Here is a 20176-nt window from a genome sequence, read left to right on the forward strand (position 1 = left end):
TGGAGAGAATCGACCATGGCCAAATGGCTGAAAACTTCGGAATGCGTGAAGTTTGAAGTGGCGGAACGCATTGCGCGCATCACGCTGAGTCGTCCGGACAAGCGCAACGCCATCAACAATCCGCTTCTGCAGGAACTCAAGGCGGCGTTGCTCGAAGCCGACGACCTCAAATCGGTGAACGTGATCGTGCTGTCGGGAGCTGGCCGCGATTTCTGCGCAGGCTACGATCTGGTGACGACGTATTCGGATCGTGCCGCGGACGCCGCTGATCCGGGGGACTATCGCGGAACGATTCGCAGCTTCGACGACGACTGCTGGTCGATGGAGCGGCAGTCGGAGACGGTCAACCTGATGGCCGATATCCACAAGCCGATCATCGCGCAGGTGCATGGCAACTGTCTTGCGGGCGGCACGGATCTCGCGCTAGCGTGCGACATGGTGATCGCCGCCGACAACGCAAGGATCGGCTTTCCCGCCACGCGCGCGAACGGCTCGCCACCTGCGCATATGTGGTTCTATCACGTCGGCCCGCAGTGGGCGAAGCGCCTGCTGCTGTCTGGCGACTCGCTGACGGGCCGCGATGCCGCGAAGATCGGGCTCGTCATGGATGCGGTGCCGGCAGAGCAGCTCGAAGCGGAGGTGGGCGAGTTGGCACGCCGTCTGTCGTTTGTCGATGCCGATCTGCTTGCGGCCAACAAGCGCATTGTCAACATCGGGCTGGAGCTGGCCGGTTCGCGCACGCTTCAGCGGCTCGCGGTGGAAAACGACTCGCGGGCCCACCAGAGCCAGGGGCCGCGCCGCTCGCAGTTCAAGGCGGACATGGAAGCGGTTGGCCTGAAAGAAGCGCTCAAGCGCCGCGACGAGCCGTTCGGCGACGGGATGATCCGCCTGCATGCTCGCGGCAGTTGACCAGACCGTCGAACGGACGAACCACACTCAAACGAAGATCCGAACATCATGGATGTTGAACTCACTTTGAACGGCGCGGTTGCGACGCTGTGTCTGAACCGCCCCGAGAAGCTCAACGCGCTGACGCCGGAAATGCTTGATTTGATTCTCGGCCACCTCGATCGCATCGAAAAGGATCCGGAGATTCGCGCGGTGATTCTCACGGGCGCAGGCCGCGCATTTTGCGCCGGCGCCGACATCAAGGGCAGCGGTGCCGCGCCACCGCAGATGAGCGTGGCGCATGCGCGCGCATCGATGGCGGTGTATCAGAAGATCGCGCTTCGGTTGTACAACCTGAACAAGCCAGTGGTCGCGGCGGTACGAGGCGTTGCCGTGGGAATTGCCTGGAGCTTTGCGCTGTGCGCGGACCAGCTGATCGTTTCCGATACGGCGCAGTTCATTCCCGCATTCCTGATGCGCGCCACCCTACCTGAAGGCGGCATGGTGTATCTGCTTGCGCGTCATTGCGGCGAGTTTCGCGCCAAGGAAATCATGTATCTGAATCGCCGGCTGAGCGGCAAGGAAGCACTCGATATGGGTCTTGCCAGTCATCTCGTCGAGGACGGCGAGTTGGACGCGGCCGCCGAAAAGCTGGCTGGCGAACTGGCGGCTGGCCCGACGTTCTCGCTCGGGCTGACCAAGCAGTTGTTCAGGTTGAACCCCGGTGGCATGGAAGAGTTTCTTGCGCAGGAACTGAACGCGGTGGCGCTTGCGGTGAACTCCGAGGACGCCGCGGAGGGCCGGCTCGCCGCGAGAGAAAAACGCGCCCCGGCTTTCAGAGGCCGCTAGGCGGAGCACCCGCACGAGCGCGGCGCAGTGGCGCGACAGAGCAGACAAACGAGGGCGCAAGAGATTCAGGAGTCAGGCATGCATTTCGGCTACAGCGAGGAAGACGAAACATTTCGTCGGGAAGTCAGAACGTTTTTCAGTGAGCATGCGCCGGCCGACATTTCACGCCGCTGGCGTGTCGGCGTGCATCCGCCTGCGCGCGATGACATCCGCAGATGGCAGCGCATTCTGTACGAGCGCGGCTGGGGTGCGCCCCATTGGCCCGTCGAACATGGCGGCACCGGCTGGAGCGCGCTTCGCAAGCACATCTTCATGGAAGAGCTGTACAACGCCGATGCCATGGACTATGGGTGGCAGTCGACGCAGATGGTGGCGCCCGTCATCATCGCGTTCGGCTCGGACTGGCAGAGGGAGCGTTTTCTCGGGCCTATTCTGCGTGGCGACGAGTTCTGGTGCCAGGGCTTTTCGGAGCCGAACGCGGGCTCGGATCTGGCTGGACTGAAGACCACGGCCGTGCTCGACGGTGACGAGTACGTGATCAACGGCCAGAAGATCTGGACCAGCGACGCAACGATTGCCGATTGGGGCTTCTTCCTCGTCAAGACCGATACGAGCGTCAAGCCGCAACGAGGCATTTCCTTCCTGCTGGTCAAAATGGACACACCGGGCATCACGGTGCGTCCGATCGTTTCGATCGAGGGCGGCAAGGGCCTGAATGAAGTGTTCCTCGAAAACGTGCGTGTGCCGAAGTCGCATCTGGTGGGCGAGGCCGGCATGGGATGGACCTATGCGAAGTACCTCCTCGAGAAGGAGCGCACGGCGAGCGCGTTCCTGTATTTCAACAAACGCGAGCTGCAACGCGCGAAAGACATCGCGGGGCAGGAGCGGGAGGACGGCGTGCGGCTCATCGATACACCCGGGTTCGCGCGCAAGGTCGCGGAGGTCGAAGCGGACCTGATGGCGCTCGAATGGTCGGTGCTCCGCATCCTTGCGGAAGAGAATAGCGAGCGCAATCTCGATGCGGTCGTCTCTGCGCTGAAGATCAGCGGGTCGGAGATGCAACAGCGCGTGACGCAGCTGCAAATGGACGCACTCGGTCCCCGCGCGATGCGTTTCGACGACCACGGCGAGCCGCAGGGTGATCTGGCGGTCGACGAAAATTGGCCGGATTACATGGGCGGCCGCACGTCGGGCTATCTGATCGCTCGCGCATCCACGATCTATGGCGGCGCGCGCGAAGTGCAGAAGAACATCATTGCCAAGCTGGCATTTGGACTGTAGCCATGGACTTCAACTTCTCCGAAGAACAATTGATGCTGAAGGACGGCGCAGAGCGCTACGTTCAGCAGGAGTATGGATTCGAGGCGCGCACGCGCATCGCATCGGAGCAAGAGGGCTTCAGCCGCGAACATTGGCGCGCCTATGCCGAACTTGGCTGGCTGGGGCTGACGATGCCGGAAGACGTCGGCGGTCTCGGGTGCTCGTTCGTTGAAACGGCGATCGTGATGGAGTCGCTTGGCCGCGGTATGGCGCTCGAGCCGGTCGTGCAGACGGCGCTGCTTTGCGCCACGATCATCGAACGAGGCGATGCGCGGCGCCGGCGTGAGACGCTGCTGCCCGCCGTCATCGACGGCACGCTGCTGCTGTCGCTCGCGGACAGCGAAGCGGGCAGCCGGTACAAGCTGGGATGCCACGCGCAAACGCGCGCGCTCAAGAGCGCCTCGGGTTACCTGATCAGCGGCGCGAAGACACTGGTGATCGCCGGCGCGTCGGCGGACCAGCTGCTCGTGACCGCGCGAGTCGAAGGCGCGTCGCAAGGCGTGGGCGTTTTTCTTGTCGATCGCCGGGCCGCGGGCGTGACGTGCCGGTCGTACCGCTTGCTCGATGGATCGCGTGCCGCGGATATCGACCTGCATAACGTCGAGCTCAGTGAAGATGCATTGATCGTCGGACCCGAACGCTCGCTGCAGGTGCTCATGCAGGCAACGGAACTCGCCAGTCTCGCGAGCGTGGCCGAGAGCCTTGGCATGATGGAAGCCGTGATGGCGATCACCTCGGAGTACATCAAGGGACGCTCGCAGTTCGGCCAGCCGATCGGCAAGTTCCAGGCGTTGCAGCATCGCATGGCTGAGATGTTCGTCGCCACGCAGGAAGCGCGCTCGATGCTGTACTGCGGGATCGCGCACCTGAACGGCCCGGCGGCCGAACGCAGCCGCGTCATCTCGGCGGCCAAAGCCGTTGCCGCGCGCGCCAATCGCTTCGTTTGCGCGCAGGGCATCCAGTTGCACGGAGGCATGGGGCTCACCGAGGAATATCCGGTAGGGCACTACTTCCGCAAGATGACGATGATGGAGAAGATGTTCGGCGATATCGACTTTCATCTCGACCGCGTTGCAGCAGGCGGCCGGACACCGATAACGGTCTGAGACAGGGAGCAGATCATGCAACGCGTGAAGCAAAAGATTGCCATCGTGACCGGGGCCGCATCCGGTATCGGCGCTGCCTGTGCCGCCAGGCTCGCGCAGGAGGGCGCCTTGATCGTCGTGGCGGACCTGAATCTCGAAGGCGCGCAGGAACAGGTTCGTCGTATTAACGAAGCGGGGGGGCACGCGGTCCCGGCGCAGGTCGATATCGGCGACGAAAGTTCGATCGATGCATTGTTCGATCTGACGCTCAAGACTTGGGGCGGGCTCGATATCCTGCACAACAACGCCGCGGCCACATCGCTTTCCAGTACGGTCGATGCGGCAGTCGAGGCACTCGACGTCGGGGTCTGGGACGACACGATGCGCATCAATCTTCGCGGCACCATGCTGGCCTCACGGTGCGCGCTGCCGCTGATGCGCGCACGAGGCGGCGGTTCGATTATCAATACCTCTTCCGGTGCCGCTCAGGCGGGCGCGCTGGGGTACAGCGCGTACGGTGTCTGCAAGGCCGGTATCGAGGCGCTGACGCGCTACGTCGCCGCGCAGCACGGCAAGGAGGGGATACGCTGCAACGCGATCGCTCCGGGCCTGATCGTCACGCCGGTGACCCAGGCGTACTACGCGGGGGAGACCGGAGAGATGATGCTGAGCCACCATCTCACGCCTCGCCTCGGGCAGCCCGAAGACATTGCACACGCGGTGGTGTATCTCGCTTCGGATGAGGCGGCGTTCGTCACGGGCCAGGTGTTCAACGTCGATGGCGGACTTCTTTCACACCAGCCTTACTATGCCGACGAGATCCGCGCGCGCCCGGCCGCGATGGCCAACGCTACGAAGGGGAAGGCATGACGACGGATTCAGCGCTGCTCGCGCGTATCGAGCGCATTGAGGCGCAGCTCGCCATCCAGCAGTTGCCCGTCCGATACGCGCTCGCGGTCGATTCGCGCGATCTGGACAGCCTGGTGCAACTGTTCGCCGAAGACGTCGATTGCGGCCGATGGGGCGTAGGGCGCGCGGCATTGAAGACGTTCTACGGGTCCGAGCATATTCTGCGCGGCTTTTATCGCAGCGTTCACCAGATCTGCGGCCACGTCGTCGATTTCATCGATGCCGACCATGCGACGGGAAGCGTCTATTGTCGCGCGGAGCACGAGGACAACGGAGCGTGGGTGGTGATGGCGATCTGCTACTTTGATCACTATGTGCGGCGCGACGGGCAGTGGTGCTTCGAGCGTCGCGACGAACAGCATTGGTATTCGACGGACTGGCTCGCTCGCCCCGGTGCGCCGCGCTTGCAGAACTGGCCCGGCAAGTATGAAGGCGATCGGTATCAGCCGCGTCTTCCGCAAGGATTTCCCACGTGGGCGGCGTTCTGGAGCAACAGCGAACAGCACGCGATCGACGCGTTGACGAAAGCGCCGTAAGCGCGGTCTCGTCTTCGGCTCCTGGCCCGCCACGTAGCCATTCGTGGGACTGGCGAGGTATGCAAGGAGTGAGGTCCGCGCAAACTTCCGCATCGTGGAGATCGACGCCGATCCCCTGTTCGCCGAGCGTCGTCAGATACCGCGCCAGCCGCGCCGATGCCTGAGGCAGCGTCGGGGATCGGCGTCGTGCGGCAGGCCTCCGTGCTCCTCGCGCTTACGCCGTCAGATCGGGCAGACGCACCACCAGCCCGTCCAGTTCCGGCGTCATGAAGATCTGGCATGTCAGACGGCTGTTTTCGCGCACGTCCATCGCGCAGGTGAGCATGTCGACTTCATAGGATTCCGCCGCTGGCATGTGGCTGCTCCAGGTGTCGTCGACATACGCGTGACAGGTTGCGCAGCTGCAGCTGCCCCCGCAATCGCCGAGAATGCCTGGGATCTGATTGTTCACCGCTGTTTGCATGACTGAATCGCCAACGTTGGCGCTTACGGCGGCCTCGCTGCCGTCCGGCTGGATGAATCGAATGAGCGGCATGGCTTCTGAACCTCTGAAAAATGAATTGGACTAGGGAAGCAGACTTTTCAACGGGATCGATTCGTTGGCGAGATCGGCGGCGCGGACCGGAATTTTCTCGGCAACGAAACGCTTGGCCAGCACGAATTCGGGTATACGGCTGACCGTATCGGCCGCGAGCATGACGCCGTCCTTAAGATAAAACGCCGAAAAAGAGCGGGCTTTGGGATCGCCGCGCAGGACGAACTCGTCGTAGCCGAGGGACAAGCCGACCATCTTGAGCTTCAGATCGTATTGGTCGGACCAGAACCACGGCACGCTGTTGTAGACACGCTCCTTGCCGCACAACGACGCAGCGGCGGTGCGGGCCTGCTCCAGCGCGTTAGGGACCGACTCGAGACGCAGGCGGCGTCCAAGGGAAGGGTTGGGGTGGTTGGTGCAATCCCCGACCGCAAAAATGTCCGGGTCGGACGTGCGCGTGTGTTCGTCGACCATGATGCCGTTGTCGACAGCAAGGCCGGCCGCTTGCGCGAGTTCGGTGGCGGGCTCCAGTCCCACGCCGACGATGACGAGATCCGCGGCGACGCGCGTGCCGTCCGCGCAGCACACGGCGGCAACGGCGTCGCCGGATGCGTCGAGTTCGAAGCCACTCACGATCGCGTTGGTACGGATATCGACTCCGGCTTCGCGGTGAACTTCCTCGTAGAACCTGGAAAGCTCGGGAGCCGTGACGCGCGCGAGGACGCGCGGCAACGCCTCGAGCACGGTGACGCGCAAGCCGCGCTTCACGGCTACCGCAGCCACTTCCAGCCCGACATATCCACCGCCGATGATCACGAGGCGTGAGCCGGCATGAAACTGGTTTCGAATGCGCGCGACGTGATCGAGCGTGCGAAGGTAGTGAAAATTCTGCAGCTTCTCGGTCGCTTCGATACCCGGCAACGCTAGGCGCCGCGCGCGGCCGCCGGTGGCCAGAACCAGTTTCGTATAGCTGATTTCGCTGCCGTTGGACAGCGTGACCCGTTTCGCGTCACGGTCGATGCGCTGCGCGCGCGTGTTCGGGATGAACTCGACATGCGCTTTGTCGTACGTCGACAGCGGTTTCAGGTACAGCTGCTCGGCGGTCGATTCGCCCGACAGGAATGCCTTGGAGAGCGGCGGCCGTTGGTAGGGCAAATGCGGTTCTTCTCCCACCATCACGATGCGTCCCGTCCATCCCTGTTCGCGGATCGCGGTCGCGCATTCTCCTGCTGCGTGACCCGCCCCGACGATCAGCGCGATGTTCTCTGCGTCTCCAGCTGTCATGAGGCTAACTCCATCTCGCACGGTCGCAGGCTCGCTGCGGCCACAGTAAGTCTGAATAATGTTCTAAATTGTGAACGACGGTCGCTGCGACTGTCAATGCTCATGAACCCCGTTGGGCCGAGGCGGAGCTGACCATCGCCTCGATGCCGCCAACCGCGAAACGAATCAGATAGGTGCGCATGCGCTCGATATGTGCTGTCGTGAGTGCCTTGGCTCCGGAGCGTGCTTCCTGCGCGTAAAGCTCGTTGAGCACGAGATGAAACACGGACTCGACGAAATGCTGCACCAGTTCGACGGTCTCCCGCGTGACGCGGGGAAGTGCCTTGGCGAAGGCGTCACGGTAGCGCGCGGCCGCAGGCGCGTATTGGTCATAAAACGGCGCCGTGAGATCGGGGCGCTCCAGAAGACAGCCAATCTGGGTTAGCAGGCGCAAGTAATTTCGCCACCCCGGATCGCCGCTCTTCAGATGCGCGAAGGCCGCTGCGGAAAGTGCGGTCACGATTGCTTCCACGTCGGGGCGCTCGCCTTGCAGGGGTGCCAGTTCGGCCTCGAGCGATTCGATGACCTGCCGGCTGATCACCGCGGCGCGACGGCCGATCGCCTGCTGAAACAGCGCGTCTTTGCTGCCGAAGTGGTACCGCGCGAGGCTCAGCTCCATGCCACAGCTCTGCATGATGTCGCGAATCGACGTGCCGAAGTAGCCGTGCATCGCGAACAGCCGCTCGGCCGTATCGAGAATGCGCTCTGGCGTCGTGCTGCGCGCCGTGGCACGCGGCTCATTGATGGCAGTCGCCCGTCTGCTGGCGGCGTGCGTGGTGCTGGACGGCATGGTTTCCCTTTGATGGCGGGCGCGAGCCAGAAAGCGCGCAACATCCCCTTCCGCGAATGATAAATCGATCTTGCACACTTGTGCAAAATAGAACATAGTTCAACTATTGGTACCTCGCGCAAAAGCAGAGGTGCCTGCAAACAAACGATTAATGGAGACAGGAACCATGGCCGGCGCGCTGCGACTTGAGGACTTCGACGATCCTAAGTTCAACCCCTTTTTCGAGGATTCACTCGCTTACGGTGCCGATGCGGACCCTTATCCACGCATTGCGGAACTGCGGGAAAAGGCTGCGGTTCAGGAAGGTGACTACCGTGTGCTGATGGGCGGCGCGGCGGACCTGACCATGTCCGATGTCGCGCACTATTCCGTATTCGGATACGACGAGGTCTCGAAGGTGCTTGGCGACCCGGCAACGTTTTCGAACAAGTCGTACGAGCGCAATCTCGGCATCAGCTTCGGGCGCAGTATCTCGACGATGGATGCGCCCGAGCACCCGCGCTACCGCCGCATCTTCCAGAAGGCCTTTTTGCCGCACACCGTCGCGGCATGGGGCGATACGCTGGTCGACCCAGTGGTGAGCGAGCTGATGTCGAAGTTCATGGATCGCGGACATGCGGATCTCGTCAACGAGTTCACGCTTCACTACCCGTTCAACATCATCTATCGGCAACTGGCATTGCCGCCGGAAGATGTGAAGATCTTTCACAAGCTCGCAATCGCACAGACGCTGGTTTCGATCGATGTCGAGCATGGCGTGGAGGCATCAACGAAGCTGGGCACCTATTTCGCGCGGCTCGTCGACGAGCGCCGCAGTAATCCCGGCGACGATCTGGTGAGCTCGCTGGCCACCGCGGAGGTGGACGGCGAGCGGCTACCGGACGAGGTCGTCATTTCGTTTCTTCGCCAGCTGGTGAATGCGGGCGGCGACACGACCTATCGCGCGACCAGCGTACTGTTGCTTGCGTTGTTGCGCGATCCGGTACAGCTCGAAGCGGTGCGCCAGGATCGCACGCTGGTCGCGGCGGCGATCGAAGAGGCTCTGCGCTGGGACGGCCCCGTGCTGATGCAGTCGCGTATGGCGACGCGTGATGTCACGCTCGGCGGTGTCGAGATTCCTGCCGGCGCATTTCTCGACGTGGTGGCGGGCAGCGCCAATCGCGACCCCAGCCGTTTCGCCGATCCGGACAGGTTCGACATCTATCGCAAGGCGGGTCACCGGCACTTTGCATTCGCCTATGGCCCCCACGTGTGCATCGGCCAGCACCTGGCGCGCGTGGAAATGACGCGCGCGCTCGACGCGATTCTCGATCGCCTGCCCAATCTTCGGCTCGATCCGGCCGCGCCAGCGCCACCGATCAACGGGATCATGATGCGCGTTCCGCATTCGATTCCCGTCATCTTCGGCTAACAGGAACAACGCCGGCCTCGCGTGCTATGGATGGGGCTGGCCGACAAGGCACGGACGGTGGAGAACGCATAGATGACCGAGTTTGACTTTATCGTGATTGGCGCGGGTGCGGCGGGTTGCGTGCTAGCCAATCGTCTTTCGGAGAGCGGGCACCATACCGTGCTACTCATCGAGGCAGGTCCAGAAGATCGCAATCCGTTGATCCGGATGCCAAAAGGCTTTGGCAAGCTGCTGGGCGACCCGGCTCATGCCTGGTTCATTCCGGTGCAGCCCGATCATGGCAACGGGCATCGCAACGAAATCTGGCTTCGCGGCAAGATGCTCGGCGGTTCCAGCAGCATCAACGGCATGGTGTATATGCGAGGTCATCCCGAGGACTACGACGGATGGGCCGAATTCGGTGTCGAGGGCTGGAGCTGGCAGAACCTGGCGCCCTGCTTCCGGCGCATCGAAGATCACGCGCTCGGCGCCGATGAGCTGCGAGGAGAGGGCGGCCCGCTGAAAGTGTCACCGTACGCGCAGCGCAATCGAATTGGCGAGGCCGTACTCGAAGCGTGCCGGTCGCTCGGCGTGCGGCGCGTTGAAGATATCAACAGGCTCGATCATGAGGGCGTCGCCTATCTGATCTACACGATACGCAACGGTCGTCGGCAAAGCTCGGCCGAAGCCTTTCTGAAGCCTGCGAGGGCGCGCAAGAACCTCACAGTCGCTACCGGCACGCAAGCCGCGCGAATCGTGTTTGACGGCACGCGCGCCGTCGGCGTGCAGTGCGAAAGCGCGGGGCAGCAGATCGCTTACCGTGTGCGTCGCGAGGTCGTGCTCTCGGCGGGCGCGATCGAGTCGCCGCGGCTTTTGCAGTTGTCGGGCGTTGGCGATCCCGGCCATCTGCAGTCGCTTGGCATTCCTGTCGTGGCGGCGAATCCGGGGGTCGGACGGAACCTGCGCGAGCACTATCTATATATGCTTCAAGCCCGTCTGCGGCATTGGCGCGATTCGCAGAACCGCCAGTTCAGCGGCATGCGCTTATGGCGCAACGCGATGCAGTATCTGCTGTTCCGCCGTGGCGTGATGTCGCTCGGCTCGTACCAGGTGGGCGGCTTCGTCAAGACCGCGGCGGATGCGATGCGTCCCGATGTTCAACTGATGATGGCGCCGTACTCGATGGATTTCGGCGCGGCCGGTTACGCGTTCGAGTCGTTCCCAGGCATGCAGCTCTTCAGCTACCCGCTGCGCCCGCGCAGCGAAGGGCACGTCAGGATCCAGTCCGCGGACCCCCGCGTGCCGCCCGAAGTCGTCGCGAACTACCTTGCCGATCCGTACGACCGGCAGATGGCTGTCACTGCATTCCGGTTCATGCGCAGCGTGCTGGCCGCCGAGCCGCTTGCCAGCCTGCTGGCAGGGGAGACACGCCCAGGCCCCGCCGTCCAGACCGATGACGAGATTCTCGACCTCTACCGGCGTGAAGGCCAATCCGGCTATCACGCTTGCGGCACCTGCAAGATGGGATCGGACACGCTTGCCGTGCTCGATTCGCGGCTGCGCGTGCGCGGTGTCGAACGCCTGCGCGTGATGGATCTCTCCATAACACCCACGATGATCTCCGGCAACACGAATGGCCCCATGATGGCGATGGCATGGCGCGCCGCCGGCCTGATCCTGGAGGACGCGCGATGAGCCGCCTTGAAGCCTACAGCGGGCGCTTTACGAACATCGACTTCGAGCGACGCGACGGTGTTTTGCAAGTGCGCCTGCATACCGATGGCGGCCCGCTCAAGTGGGGCGCGCTCGATCGCAGCATTCACAGCCAGCTAGGCGAGGCGTTCTACCAGATCGCACGCGACCTCGATAATCGCGTAGTCATCCTGACCGGCACCGGCGATTCGTTCTGCGACGCGATGAATTACGCCGAGTTGCCGACGGAGCCGCTTGCGAAAGGCTGGCCGCGCCTGCAGCGTGAAGGGCAGGACCTGCTGATGCAACTGCTGGACATTCCGGTTCCGGTTATCGGCGCGATCAACGGGCCGGCACTCATTCATGCCGAGTTGCTCGTGCTGTCGGATATCGTGCTGGCCTCCAGTCGCGCCGAAATCTCGGACCAGGCGCACTTTGTTCACGGCGTCGTGCCGGCGGACGGCGTGCAGATCGTCTGGCCGATGCTGATTGGTCACAACCGCGCCCGCTACTTTCTTCTCAGCGGCGAGCGCATCACGGCGCAGCGCGCGTGGGAGCTTGGCGTCGTCGGCGAAGTCGTCGCGCACGACACCTTGCTCGAACGTGCGTGGCAAATGGCGCACGAACTCGCGGCGAAGCCGATCGAAACGCTGCGATACACGCGCGCGGTCTTCACGCAGCCGTTCAAGCGCCGCATGCTCGACGAACTGGGCTACGGGCTCGCGCTAGAAGGGCTCGCCGGTATTGCCGCGCAGTCCGGCAAGACGTAGTCGGTCAACGCGAATGTTCACGAATGGGAGACACGATATGACCTTGGTAGTGCAAGCATCAACGGAGCGCAACGCGATCGTTCAGCAGGCGCTCGACCGCGCCACACGGGAAGGCGGTGAGATCGGCGTGCAGGTGGCGGCCTATCTGAACGGCAAGCTCATGATCGACGCATGGAGCGGCGTGGCCGATCCGTCCACCGGCCGTCTGGTCGACGGCGAAACGCTGTTCAATGTGTATTCGGTGACGAAGGCGGTTGCTGCAACCGCGTTGCATATCCTGGCCGACCGCGGGCTCATCGAATACGACGCGCCGGTAATGCGCTACTGGCCAGAGTACGGTGCCCGCGGCAAGCAGAAAACGACGGTGCGCGATGTGCTGACTCATCGCGCGTGTGTGCCGCAAATGCCCGAAGGCGTCACGCCGGAGCTGATGTGTGACTGGCAGTGGATGACCAGCGCCATTGCCAATCTTGAGCCGCTTGCGGAGCCGGGGACGAAGACGCTGTACCTCTCGATGACGTTCGGCTGGATCGTTGGCGAGCTGGTGCGGCGCGCCGATCCGAAGAAGCGCTCGCTGGGCCGTTTTGTCCGCGAGGAGATTGCAATGCCACTCGGCATCGACGATCTGTGGATCGGCATTCCCGACGAAGTCGAGCCGCGCATCGCACGTCTCACCGATGCAATGGTGCCGGTTCCCGCGGAATACCTGCCGCCGCTGTTCCTGCGCTCGATGCCGCAACAGGTCGCATTGGCGCCACAAGTGTTCGAGCGCCCGGACGTGCGGCGCGCGGAAGTCGCGGGCGTTGGCGGGATCTTCAACGCGCGCAGCGAGGCGCGCTTCTGGGCAATGCTGGCATGCGGCGGCGAGTTGAACGGCGTGAGGATCCTCTCCAAGGAGCTCGTCGCCACGCTGAACACGCCACGCGCCAATAGCGAGGAGCCCGACCCGGTGATGTTCGGCTTTCCGATTCCAATCACGATCGGTGGCTTCTGGTTCGGCGGCAACCACCCGCCGGTGACGGCGGCACGTTCACCGCGCGCTTTGTGCCATCCGGGGCAGGGCAATTCGATCGGCTGGGCGGACCCGGATACCGGGCTCGCCGTCGCGATCTGCCATAACAAGCTGTTCAACCCGACCACGCCGGAAGAAGATCCGCTGCTTCCGATCGCTGCGGCAATTCGCGACGCACTGGATCTGAAGTGATTGGCACGATGCGCATGGATATCGAGTATCTGCAGCAATGGACTGGGCGCACTGAGGAAGTGCAGGACCAGGTCACCTCCACGCCGATGGCGGCCCTCAGCGCCATGCTTGACCACGATGACGCGCCTTCAGCACGTGGCGATGACTTGCCGCCGTTGTGGCACTGGCTTTATTTTCTGCCGGTTCATCGCCAGTCGATGGTGGGGACGGACGGTCATCGGAAACGCGGCGGCTTTCTGCCGCCAGTCGATTTGCCTCGCCGCATGTGGGCGGGCAGTCAACTCGAGTTTCTACGGCCGCTGAAAGCGGGTAGCGCGATCACGCGTCTTTCATGCATCGAGAGTGTTGCGCACAAGCATGGACGTACCGGCGATCTCGTGTTCGTGAAGGTCAAGCACGAGGTCAGCGACGCTGCTGGCCTTGCCATCGTCGAACGCCAGGATATCGTGTATCGCGATCATCCGGCTGCCAGCGAAAAGCCTGCAGCACTACAGGCCGCGACCATGGGCGCTCAATGGACACGCGAGGTCAATCCCGATCCGGTGCTGCTGTTTCGCTACTCAGCGCTTACGTTGAATGGTCATCGCATTCATTACGACCGGCCTTACGCGATCGGCGCAGAGGGATACGAGGGACTCGTCGTGCATGGCCCGCTGCTCGCCACGCTACTGATGGACTCGCTCGGATCGGAGTTGCCGGGCGCGCGCGTCGGAGCGTTTTCGTTCCGCGCAATCAAACCGGTGGTGGACACTTCGCCTTTCTATGTTTGCGGAAAGCAACACGAATCGGACCAAAGCAAGGTGAGCTTGTGGATCGCCGGCAGCGACGGATCGTTGCGCATGGAAGCCACGGCTGTTCTGATCTGATCGTCGAGCCGGTCCGCTGGCGGGGTCGCCGTAGTCGGACCGGACGCTGAATGGGAGACTTTATGCGTTCGTTTCTTTTTGTGCCGGGCAGCAAGCCTGAACGATTCGCCAAGGCGCTCGCGGCAGGCGCGGATGCGGTGATCGTGGACCTCGAGGACGCTGTTGCAGATGCGGACAAAGCGTCGGCGCGTGCATATGTTGCCGACGCGGTACGTACATTTTTGGCATCGACGGTTCGGGTACTTTTGCGCATCAATGGCGCGGGGACGCAGTGGTTCCAGCGTGACCTCTCGCTCGCAGCGTTCGATGGTATCGATGGCGTGGTGTTGCCCAAGGCAGAGAATCCGGCTGCTTTGACCGCTGTCGCGGCGGCAACGGCGAAACCCATATTGCCGATCATCGAATCTGCCGAGGGCGTCTGGAACGCACTGGACGTGGCGCGCACGCCCGGCGTCGAGCGACTGATATTCGGCTCGGTTGACTTCGAACTCGATCTGGATTGTGACGGTTCATGGGACGCGTTGTTGCTCGCGCGTTCGCGTATCGTGCTGGCCTCCCGCGTAGCGGGCATTCAGTCTCCAGTGGATGGCGTTACCGTGGCAATCGATGACGAACGACAGCTCGCGCACGACTCGTCGAAGGCGCGATCGCTGGGCTTTGGCGGGAAGCTGTGCATTCATCCGCGCCAGGTTGCAGCGGTCAATGCGGCGTTCAGCCCGAGCGCGAATGAGTTTGCCAAGGCGCGGCGAATCGTCGACGCGTGTGAGCGGGCAGAAGGCGGGGCGGTGTCCCTAGATGGACGGATGGTGGACTTGCCGGTATTGCTCAAGGCAAGACGCATCGTTGGCTTATCTGAAAGCGTGCGCCGTTCAGAGGAAGGGTAAGTGGTGCGGCGGGTGAGCACCGCACCGCCCGCGCCACCACCGCATCATGTGGCGCAGGCGTGACACGGTATCGCTTACACCGGATCCCAGGGCGTGAGCGTCATGGACGGCACGTTCGGGAAGAAGCTCGATTCGAACGCCGGCATGACCTGCTCGGCAATTGCTTCGGGCGTCCAGCCGCCGTCGCGATGCAGCGAGCGGATCATGCGGATCTGGTTGAAGAAGTAGATCTCGTTGGCGCGCACGCCGAAGATCTGACCCGAAACCTTTGCGGCCTGGTCGGACGCAAGGTAGACCGCGAGCGGTGCGATCTTGCGCGATTCCATGCGCTTGAGAATTTCGACGCGTGCTTTTTGCTCAGGCGTCTCCGAGGGGATCGAGGCCGTCATTGCGGTCCATGCCCACGGCGCGATGCAGTTCGAGCGCACGTTGAATTTCGCCATGTCGAGGGCAATCGACTTCGACAGACCGACGACCCCCATTTTGGCGGCGGAGTAGTTGGCCTGTCCGATGTTGCCGATCAGACCCGAGGTGGAGGTCATGTGAACGAAGCTGCCGCCGTTTTGTGCCTTGAAATGCGGAGCCGCCGCGCGTGCCACGAAAAACGACCCGTTCAGATGCACGTCGACTACGGCCTTCCACTCGTCGAGGCTCATGTTGAAGAACATGCGGTCACGCACGATGCCGGCGTTGTTGACCACACAGTCGATGCGGCCGAACGTGTCCAGCGCGGCCTGCACGATCTTCTGCGCGGAATCCCATTCAGCGACGCTATCCGTCGAGGCAAGCGCTTGCCCGCCGGCCTCCTTGATTTCTTCGACGACGCGCTCTGCGGCGAACTGGCCGGATTCGGCGTTGCGACCAAGGTCGTTGACGATGACCTTTGCGCCGTTCGCGGCAAATTGAAACGCAAAATCGCGCCCGATGCCGGCACCCGCACCCGTTACCACTACCACCTTGTCCTTGACGAAATCGCTCACTCTTGTCTCCGATCGATAGGCGTTGATGTAAAAAAGCTCGCTTCGGTATAATATCAAAACTGAACGGCGTTGCATAATATGAACGATGGCACGTTGATGCAAAGTGTGACGATTCATCCATTCGAAGACGACCAAATGATAGGAGACGCGAGATGAACCCTACGAAAGACTGGACCGTGCCGGACCATGTTCCGCGAGAACTCGTGGTCGATTTCGACTATATGAATCCGCCCGGTGCGCAAGACGACGTCCATCTGGCGTGGAAGAGGCTGCATACCGGGCCCGATATCGTCTGGTCCCCGTACCATGGCGGCCACTGGATCGCCACGCGCGGCGAAGACATCGAGGCGATGCAGAAGGACCACACCCATTTTTCGCATCGCAGTGTCAACATCCCGCCGCTCAACGAAACGCAGCTCGTGCCGCTCGAGCTTGACCCGCCCGAACATACCGCGTACCGCAACCTGATCACGCCCGCTTTCCTGCCGCAAGCTATCTCCTCGCTGGAAAGCGACGTGCGCAGCCTCGCAATCGAGCTGATCGAAAAAATCGCTCCACGAGGCGAATGCGAGTTCGTCTCGGAGTTCTCGAAGATCCTGCCGATCGTGATTTTCCTGCGTCTTGCCGATCTTCCGTTGAGCGATCGAGGACAATTGCTCGAATGGGCGGAATGGGCCGTGCGCGGCAACTTCGAGCAGCGCAACGAATCCCAGCACCGGCTGATTGGCTATATCTCCACCTGGGTGGAGAAGCGCAAGGCAGAGGCGGGCGGCGATCTCGTCAGCCTCATCGCCAACGCGCAGATCGACGGCAAGCCGATCAGCCCCGAGCGCATGTTTGGGATGTTTATCGTCGTGCTGTTCGGAGGCCTCGATACCGTCGCGTCGATGATGGGTTTCATCGCGCGCTTTCTGGCGGAGAATCCGGCGCACCGGAGGCAGCTGATCGAGAATCCCGATCTGATGGTGTCGTCGGTCGATGAGATGATTCGTCGCTTTGGCGTGGCGAACACCGCGCGGCTCATCACGCAGGACATGGAATACAAGGGCATCCAGTTCAGGAAGGGCGACCAGATCCAGCTGCCGAACTCCCTGTTTGGCCTCGACGACCGCAAGTTCAGCGATCCGCTCGCCGTCGACCTGACGCGCAAGCCAGTGCTGCACGCCGCGTTCGGCAACGGCCCGCATCGCTGCCCGGGGTCGTTCCTTGCGCGTACGGAGATCAAGGTTTTCCTCCAGGAGTGGCTCAAACGCATTCCCGATTTTCGCATTCGCGAGGGCGACAAGCCGCGATGCGGCTCGGGCTCCGTCAACGGCATGCTCTATCTGCCGCTCGTCTGGGACGTAGCGCCCTGAAGTATTCCCACCCTCAACGACTCATCGACGATCATGAAAAAGTGGCAATGCATTTTTTGCGGTTTTTACTACGACGAAGCAACGGGACTTCCCGCGGAGGGTATCGCGCCTGGCACTCGCTGGGAAGACATCCCGGATGACTGGGCATGCCCCGAGTGCGGTGCGACCAAGGCCGACTTCGTGATGTTCGAAGTGGAGGCCTGAGCGCGGGCGCGCGCACGGCGCAAGGCCGTGCGCTTCATCGCTCAGGATCAGGCGCGCTCGAACACGGCGGCAATACCCTGGCCACCGCCGATGCACATGGTCTCGAGTGCATAACGTCCTTTCCGGCGCGTCAACTCGTGCAACAGCGTTGTCATGATGCGCACGCCCGTTGCGCCAATCGGGTGGCCCAGCGATATGCCAGAGCCGTTCACGTTGAGCCGGTCGGTATCGTGCCAGTTCCAGCCTTTGAGGACTGCCAGCACCTGACACGCGAATGCTTCGTTTACTTCGACAAGATCCATCTGCTCGAGCGTAAGCCCGATGCGCGTCATCAGCTTCCGCACTGCGGGCACGGGCCCAATGCCCATGCGTGATGGCTCGCATCCGGCTGCGGCCCAGCCGGTCAGCCAGGCCATGGGTTCGAGTCCGAGCGCTTCGAGGCGGTCTTCCGCGACGACGAGGCAAGCGGCAGCGGCATCGTTTTGCTGGCTGGAGTTGCCTGCGGTGACTGTGCCGCCCGGCATCAAGGCGCGAAGCTTGCCGAGGCTTTCCATGCTGGCGTCGGCGCGGAATCCTTCATCTTTGGAAAACAGAAGCGGCTGGCCTTTTTTCTGAGGAACGCTGACCGCCACGACCTCTTCGGCCATATGGCCGAACTCCCATGCGGCGGCCGCGCGCTGATGGCTGCGCAGCGCGAACTCGTCGGCGGCCTCGCGGCTGATGCCATAGTCGGTGGCCAGATTTTCCGCGGTCTCGATCATGCCGGAGATAAAGCCGAAGCGCGATTCCGGCTGTGAGCGCTCGCGGCCCCGCGCGAGCCGGTCGTGAAACTGGACGGAGCCCGACCGGGCGCCCCAGCGCATGTCCGTGCTGTAGTACTCGATATTGCTCATACTTTCCACGCCGCCGGCCAACACCACGTCGGCGGCGCCGGTCTGCACCATCATCGAGGCGGTGACGAGCGCCTGCAGGCCGCCGCCGCAACGTCGGTCAAGTTGCATGCCCGGCACCTCCACGGGCAAACCCGCCTGCAGCGCAATCCAGCGGCCCACGCAAGGTGTTTCGCTGTTCGCGTACGATTGCGCGAAGACGACGTCGTCGATGCGAGCGGGATCGAGTCCTGCGCGCCGGATCGTTTCATTCGCGACGAGCGCGCCGAGATCTTCGACGCAAACGCCGCGCAGGCTACCGCCAAAGGTGCCGACGGGCGTTCGTACAGGGGAGACAATTGCCGCGCGTTTCATCGGACGTTTCCTTGCAAAGTTTGAAAGTTCTGATTCGGCCGGGTTGCAATCAGCCGACGAGCGTCGCGCTTCTTAAGCGATTGGAAGGCGGGACGCCCGCCATCTGATCGAGAGCGCTGCGATGGTCCGGATGGGCGATTGCCAGCATGCGTTCGCGCCTTTGGCGCAGCGTCAGGCCGCGCAGATCGGCCACGCCGTATTCGGTCACCACGATAGCGGCGTCGCTGCGCGGCGTGCTGACCGGTCCGTTCAACGACGCGACGATGCGGGTCAAGCCCTTGCCCGCTGTGGACGGCAATGCGATGACAGGAACGCCACCACGCGAGCGCCGCGCGCCGCGCAGGAAATCCAGTGCGCCGCCCACCGCGCCCACATACACGCCACCGGCAATTTCGGCGTTGATCTGGCCACTCAGATCGACCTCGACCGCCGAATTGATGGCGACGAAGCGGTCGATGCTTGCGAGCACGTTCGGATCGTGCGTGTAGCGGGTCGAACGAAACTGCACCGCGTCGTTTCGATGCGCGAACTCGTGTATGCGGCGGCCCCCCATCATCACGCCAGCAATGGTCTTGCCCGTGTCGATGGTCTTGCGCACATTATTGATCACGCCGCTTTCCATCAGATCGGCGACTTTGTCGCCGATCGTGCCGGAATGGATGCCAAGGTCTCGCCGATCGCCGAGGCAAGCGAGGATCGCTTCTGGAATCGCGCCGAGGCCGAGTTGAATGGTGGCGCCGTCTTCGATCAAACCGGCCGTGTGCTGTGCAATCGCCAGCTCCGTCGGGCTGACTGCGCTGGGCGAACTCTCGGGCAAAGCGCGCGACGTCGGGACAATGAAGTCGATGTCGTCGTCGTGAAGATATCGCTCGCCGTAAGTCCAGGGTGCCTGTTCGTTGACTTCCGCAATGATGACGCGCGCGCGCTCGAGCGCCGGGATCAGATACTCATGCGCGACGGACAAGCTGTAGCGGCCGTGCGCGTCGGGTGGCGCCAACTGCAGTAGCAGGACGTCGATCGATAGCTGACCCGACTCCATCATCTCTGGCAACTGCGAATAATGGCAGGGCAGGATATCAAGCGCGCCAGCCTTGGCCAGTGCGCGGTTGGAGCCGCTCCCGCAGTACGAAACGAAATCGATGCAGTCCGCGTGCTCAGGCCGGCACGTGTCGTAGTTGCCGGCGCCGAGAAAGACCCGGAACGCGCCGATGCTGTGCCGCTGCTGAAGTAGAGTGCGCGTGAGCGCAAGGGGCTCTGCGTTCGATTGGCCCCATGCGACGGTATCGCCGGGGCGGATGATGGACGCGAAATCGACGGCGTCCGCCTCTAGCTGTAAGGGCATGGTGTTGTTT

20 protein-coding genes are annotated in these 20176 nt (G+C 62.7%); 14 read left to right on the top strand and 6 right to left on the bottom strand.

All coding sequences use genetic code 11. The annotated features are described in order from the left end of the window. The first annotated feature begins 15 nt into the window (after window positions 1-15). From OKW28_RS11040 to OKW28_RS11065, 6 genes are all read left to right on the top strand, one after another. Window positions 16-909 (top strand): crotonase/enoyl-CoA hydratase family protein, encoded by an 894-nt coding sequence (locus OKW28_RS11040; protein WP_429445439.1) that lies wholly within the window; start codon window positions 16-18, stop codon window positions 907-909. Window positions 910-957: 48 nt separating this feature from the next. Then, window positions 958-1737: an enoyl-CoA hydratase/isomerase family protein gene (locus OKW28_RS11045; RefSeq protein WP_187617215.1), complete on the top strand. Its 780-nt coding sequence runs from the start codon at window positions 958-960 to the stop codon at window positions 1735-1737. Between the two features lie 78 nt (window positions 1738-1815). Next, a complete protein-coding gene (locus tag OKW28_RS11050; protein ID WP_429445441.1) occupies window positions 1816-3018 on the top strand; it encodes an acyl-CoA dehydrogenase family protein in 1203 nt (400 codons plus the stop codon). A 2-nt stretch (window positions 3019-3020) separates the two neighbouring features. Next, on the top strand, window positions 3021-4163 hold the full coding sequence (locus OKW28_RS11055) for an acyl-CoA dehydrogenase family protein (RefSeq protein WP_429445443.1): 1143 nt from the start codon (window positions 3021-3023) through the stop codon (window positions 4161-4163). Between the two features lie 15 nt (window positions 4164-4178). Beyond that, a complete protein-coding gene (locus OKW28_RS11060; protein WP_429403726.1) occupies window positions 4179-5012 on the top strand; it encodes an SDR family oxidoreductase in 834 nt (277 codons plus the stop codon). Then, window positions 5009-5587 carry a nuclear transport factor 2 family protein gene (locus OKW28_RS11065; protein ID WP_429445445.1) on the top strand — a complete coding sequence of 193 codons (579 nt, stop codon included), beginning with the start codon at window positions 5009-5011 and terminating at the stop codon, window positions 5585-5587. The genes OKW28_RS11060 and OKW28_RS11065 overlap by 4 nt, the downstream gene beginning before the upstream one ends. A gap of 214 nt (window positions 5588-5801) precedes the next feature. On the opposite strand, the gene OKW28_RS11070 is transcribed toward OKW28_RS11065, so the two are convergent. The 3 genes from OKW28_RS11070 to OKW28_RS11080 form a co-directional block, all read right to left on the bottom strand. Then, window positions 5802-6122, bottom strand: coding sequence for a 2Fe-2S iron-sulfur cluster-binding protein (locus OKW28_RS11070; RefSeq protein ID WP_090808834.1), 321 nt, complete (start codon window positions 6120-6122; stop codon window positions 5802-5804). Between the two features lie 30 nt (window positions 6123-6152). Then, on the bottom strand, window positions 6153-7406 hold the full coding sequence (locus tag OKW28_RS11075; protein WP_429445447.1) for an NAD(P)/FAD-dependent oxidoreductase: 1254 nt from the start codon (window positions 7404-7406) through the stop codon (window positions 6153-6155). A 100-nt stretch (window positions 7407-7506) separates the two neighbouring features. Next, the gene (locus OKW28_RS11080) at window positions 7507-8235 is read right to left on the bottom strand and encodes a TetR/AcrR family transcriptional regulator (protein WP_429445449.1); all 729 of its coding nucleotides are present in this window, start codon (window positions 8233-8235) and stop codon (window positions 7507-7509) included. Window positions 8236-8401: 166 nt separating this feature from the next. Between OKW28_RS11080 and OKW28_RS11085 the strand changes: the two genes are divergently transcribed. From OKW28_RS11085 to OKW28_RS11110, 6 genes are all read left to right on the top strand, one after another. Further along, the gene (locus OKW28_RS11085; RefSeq protein ID WP_429445451.1) at window positions 8402-9646 is read left to right on the top strand and encodes a cytochrome P450; all 1245 of its coding nucleotides are present in this window, start codon (window positions 8402-8404) and stop codon (window positions 9644-9646) included. 72 nt (window positions 9647-9718) lie between these two features. Further along, window positions 9719-11320: a GMC family oxidoreductase gene (locus tag OKW28_RS11090; protein WP_429445453.1), complete on the top strand. Its 1602-nt coding sequence runs from the start codon at window positions 9719-9721 to the stop codon at window positions 11318-11320. Then, window positions 11317-12087, top strand: a complete 771-nt coding sequence (locus OKW28_RS11095) for an enoyl-CoA hydratase/isomerase family protein (protein WP_429445455.1) — start codon at window positions 11317-11319, stop codon at window positions 12085-12087. Before OKW28_RS11090 ends, OKW28_RS11095 begins: the two co-directional genes overlap by 4 nt. 37 nt (window positions 12088-12124) lie before the next feature. Further along, the gene (locus tag OKW28_RS11100) at window positions 12125-13291 is read left to right on the top strand and encodes a serine hydrolase domain-containing protein (RefSeq protein ID WP_429445457.1); all 1167 of its coding nucleotides are present in this window, start codon (window positions 12125-12127) and stop codon (window positions 13289-13291) included. An 8-nt stretch (window positions 13292-13299) separates the two neighbouring features. Continuing rightward, window positions 13300-14157, top strand: a complete 858-nt coding sequence (locus OKW28_RS11105) for an FAS1-like dehydratase domain-containing protein (protein WP_429446923.1) — start codon at window positions 13300-13302, stop codon at window positions 14155-14157. Between the two features lie 62 nt (window positions 14158-14219). Further along, window positions 14220-15041, top strand: coding sequence for an HpcH/HpaI aldolase/citrate lyase family protein (locus tag OKW28_RS11110; RefSeq protein WP_429445459.1), 822 nt, complete (start codon window positions 14220-14222; stop codon window positions 15039-15041). Between the two features lie 74 nt (window positions 15042-15115). Here the strand turns inward: OKW28_RS11110 and OKW28_RS11115 are convergent, their stop codons facing one another. Further along, window positions 15116-16021: an SDR family NAD(P)-dependent oxidoreductase gene (locus OKW28_RS11115; RefSeq protein ID WP_429445461.1), complete on the bottom strand. Its 906-nt coding sequence runs from the start codon at window positions 16019-16021 to the stop codon at window positions 15116-15118. 152 nt (window positions 16022-16173) lie between these two features. Here OKW28_RS11115 and OKW28_RS11120 point away from each other — a divergent pair, with 152 nt between their 5' ends. Together OKW28_RS11120 and OKW28_RS11125 are read left to right on the top strand one after the other, a co-directional pair. After that, window positions 16174-17376: a cytochrome P450 gene (locus OKW28_RS11120; protein ID WP_429445463.1), complete on the top strand. Its 1203-nt coding sequence runs from the start codon at window positions 16174-16176 to the stop codon at window positions 17374-17376. Between the two features lie 33 nt (window positions 17377-17409). Further along, entirely contained in the window at window positions 17410-17580 is a 171-nt protein-coding gene (locus OKW28_RS11125; protein ID WP_429445465.1) for a rubredoxin, read from the top strand. A 47-nt stretch (window positions 17581-17627) separates the two neighbouring features. On the opposite strand, the gene OKW28_RS11130 is transcribed toward OKW28_RS11125, so the two are convergent. Both OKW28_RS11130 and OKW28_RS11135 read right to left on the bottom strand, forming a co-directional pair. Next, window positions 17628-18824: an acetyl-CoA C-acetyltransferase gene (locus tag OKW28_RS11130; RefSeq protein ID WP_429445466.1), complete on the bottom strand. Its 1197-nt coding sequence runs from the start codon at window positions 18822-18824 to the stop codon at window positions 17628-17630. Between the two features lie 49 nt (window positions 18825-18873). Then, the gene (locus tag OKW28_RS11135; protein ID WP_429445467.1) at window positions 18874-20166 is read right to left on the bottom strand and encodes an acetyl-CoA hydrolase/transferase family protein; all 1293 of its coding nucleotides are present in this window, start codon (window positions 20164-20166) and stop codon (window positions 18874-18876) included. Between the last annotated feature and the right edge of the window lie 10 nt (window positions 20167-20176).

The organism is Paraburkholderia sp. 40 (genome assembly GCF_050434105.1).
Classification (GTDB): domain Bacteria; phylum Pseudomonadota; class Gammaproteobacteria; order Burkholderiales; family Burkholderiaceae; genus Paraburkholderia; species Paraburkholderia tuberum.

What these genes read in the sequence shown, in the direction of transcription:
- OKW28_RS11040 (WP_429445439.1), top strand. Translation starts at nt 16, where the DNA reads ATGGCCAAATGGCTGAAAACTTCGGAATGCGTGAAGTTTGAAGTGGCG.
- OKW28_RS11045 (WP_187617215.1), top strand. Translation starts at nt 958, where the DNA reads ATGGATGTTGAACTCACTTTGAACGGCGCGGTTGCGACGCTGTGTCTG.
- OKW28_RS11050 (WP_429445441.1), top strand. Translation starts at nt 1,816, where the DNA reads ATGCATTTCGGCTACAGCGAGGAAGACGAAACATTTCGTCGGGAAGTC.
- OKW28_RS11055 (WP_429445443.1), top strand. Translation starts at nt 3,021, where the DNA reads ATGGACTTCAACTTCTCCGAAGAACAATTGATGCTGAAGGACGGCGCA.
- OKW28_RS11060 (WP_429403726.1), top strand. Translation starts at nt 4,179, where the DNA reads ATGCAACGCGTGAAGCAAAAGATTGCCATCGTGACCGGGGCCGCATCC.
- OKW28_RS11065 (WP_429445445.1), top strand. Translation starts at nt 5,009, where the DNA reads ATGACGACGGATTCAGCGCTGCTCGCGCGTATCGAGCGCATTGAGGCG.
- OKW28_RS11070 (WP_090808834.1), bottom strand. Translation starts at nt 6,122, where the DNA reads ATGCCGCTCATTCGATTCATCCAGCCGGACGGCAGCGAGGCCGCCGTA.
- OKW28_RS11075 (WP_429445447.1), bottom strand. Translation starts at nt 7,406, where the DNA reads ATGACAGCTGGAGACGCAGAGAACATCGCGCTGATCGTCGGGGCGGGT.
- OKW28_RS11080 (WP_429445449.1), bottom strand. Translation starts at nt 8,235, where the DNA reads ATGCCGTCCAGCACCACGCACGCCGCCAGCAGACGGGCGACTGCCATC.
- OKW28_RS11085 (WP_429445451.1), top strand. Translation starts at nt 8,402, where the DNA reads ATGGCCGGCGCGCTGCGACTTGAGGACTTCGACGATCCTAAGTTCAAC.
- OKW28_RS11090 (WP_429445453.1), top strand. Translation starts at nt 9,719, where the DNA reads ATGACCGAGTTTGACTTTATCGTGATTGGCGCGGGTGCGGCGGGTTGC.
- OKW28_RS11095 (WP_429445455.1), top strand. Translation starts at nt 11,317, where the DNA reads ATGAGCCGCCTTGAAGCCTACAGCGGGCGCTTTACGAACATCGACTTC.
- OKW28_RS11100 (WP_429445457.1), top strand. Translation starts at nt 12,125, where the DNA reads ATGACCTTGGTAGTGCAAGCATCAACGGAGCGCAACGCGATCGTTCAG.
- OKW28_RS11105 (WP_429446923.1), top strand. Translation starts at nt 13,300, where the DNA reads ATGCGCATGGATATCGAGTATCTGCAGCAATGGACTGGGCGCACTGAG.
- OKW28_RS11110 (WP_429445459.1), top strand. Translation starts at nt 14,220, where the DNA reads ATGCGTTCGTTTCTTTTTGTGCCGGGCAGCAAGCCTGAACGATTCGCC.
- OKW28_RS11120 (WP_429445463.1), top strand. Translation starts at nt 16,174, where the DNA reads ATGAACCCTACGAAAGACTGGACCGTGCCGGACCATGTTCCGCGAGAA.
- OKW28_RS11125 (WP_429445465.1), top strand. Translation starts at nt 17,410, where the DNA reads ATGAAAAAGTGGCAATGCATTTTTTGCGGTTTTTACTACGACGAAGCA.
- OKW28_RS11130 (WP_429445466.1), bottom strand. Translation starts at nt 18,824, where the DNA reads ATGAAACGCGCGGCAATTGTCTCCCCTGTACGAACGCCCGTCGGCACC.
- OKW28_RS11135 (WP_429445467.1), bottom strand. Translation starts at nt 20,166, where the DNA reads ATGCCCTTACAGCTAGAGGCGGACGCCGTCGATTTCGCGTCCATCATC.